This window comes from Bradyrhizobium sp. in8p8 (genome assembly GCF_000426845.1).
GTDB classification, from domain to species: domain Bacteria; phylum Pseudomonadota; class Alphaproteobacteria; order Rhizobiales; family Xanthobacteraceae; genus Bradyrhizobium; species Bradyrhizobium japonicum_C.
Map to the genome: position 1 here is coordinate 1 of NZ_AUGD01000051.1, position 1463 is coordinate 1463.

The following is a 1463-nucleotide window of genomic DNA, read 5'->3' on the forward strand; positions in this document are numbered from 1 at the left end:
TGCGCCGGATCATCAGGTGGAATTCAGCGATGATTTCGCGTGCCTCGACCAGTGTTGGTACGCCGGCTTCGATCGCCGCGATCGTGACAGTCTCCGCTTTCGTGAGCAAGTCTCGGCCGATTGTCATCAGGCGCGCGATGGTTCTGGCCGACGGAATCCTCTGAAGGTTTCGCGCGTCGGCCTTTTCAGCCCGTCGTCTGCGGGTCGCCCACTCGCTGATGACGCGGAGCGAGCCTCGGAAGCCACGCCCTTTCAAACCGCGCCAAAGTTCAGCCCCGTTGCGGCAGCCAGACGCCCACTGCTCGTCCAGCCATGGCAAGTGCAGATCCAACGAACTCTGCCGGGTTCGGAACACGTCGTGACGTTCGCCGCGGACCACCTGCCGTACTAGCTTCCTGCTATGGCCAGTCTGACGCATGATCTGCTTGATAGGGATACCGTTCCTCGACAGGGCCAGAATGGCCGCATTGGTCTCCTCGCGCCGCAGATAGCCCTCATATTGGAGGCGCTCGGCGGCTGTTAGCAGCTTGGGATCGATCGTGGTCGCGCCGATGACGGTGCGTATCTGGCGCATCGATTTGCGGACGGCGTCAAGTAAGGCCCGGCTGGCGTTCTCCATCAAATGCCAGCGGTCGGCGACCTGCACCGCGTGCGGCAGGGCCTTTGCTGCGGCTTCGCCATATCCCCCGCCGCGATCGCGAGCGACGACGGAGATCGAGGGATGAGCAGCCAGCCAGGCTTGGGCGGTCGCGGGCTCACGATCCGGCAGCAAGGTAACCACCCGCCGCTTCTCCAGGTTGCATATGATGCTGGCGTATCGGTGATTGCGCCGCCAGGCCCAATCATCGATGCCGATGACCTTGAGAAGATCGGCCGGCGAACGGCTGCGGCGTCGGACGACACGCAGGAGCGTGTCCTTGCTCACTGGCAGCATCAGCCGTTTTGCGAAGCCCGCCGCCGGTCGACCGCCAAGCGCCAGACCGAGGTGATGGACGACGGAGTCCAGCCTCGCCGTGCGTCGCGCCGATGGAGCCAATATCCCGTCGGCGAAACGCTCAGTGAAGATCTGGCGTCCGCACAGGACGGCGTCGCAGCGGAAGCGGCGGGCGGCCACCAGGAGTTCCACGATCCGCCCGGAAAGCGGCAGATCGGTCACGCGTCGCCGATACCGGCTGTGGACACGGCGGGAAGCCGTTCCGCACGATGGACAGACGCCGAAACTTCCGGAGGCCCGGACCGTGATGACGGCCTTATCTCCCTCGTAGCATGCACTCTCTACAACAAACCCACGCGGCACCAGACTGGAGCGGTGGAGTGCTTGCTGCATGGCGCTGATTCTCCTCCAATCAAAACGCCAGACATCCCTCGAACTGCATCAAAAGTGATGGTGTGGAACGGCCCTTCGAACCGGCATCAAAAGTGCCTAACGTGGTCGCGTAGAGAGGCGCCATAAAGGAAGGACC

The 1463-nt window shown here is 63.4% G+C and carries 1 protein-coding gene; it reads right to left on the reverse strand.

Translation table 11 applies throughout. The features are described 5' to 3' along the window. Nucleotides 1-1327: ISL3 family transposase (locus tag K408_RS0136715; protein WP_024343512.1), on the reverse strand; the 1327-nt coding region annotated here is incomplete at its 3' end. Nucleotides 1328-1463 lie beyond the last annotated feature (136 nt).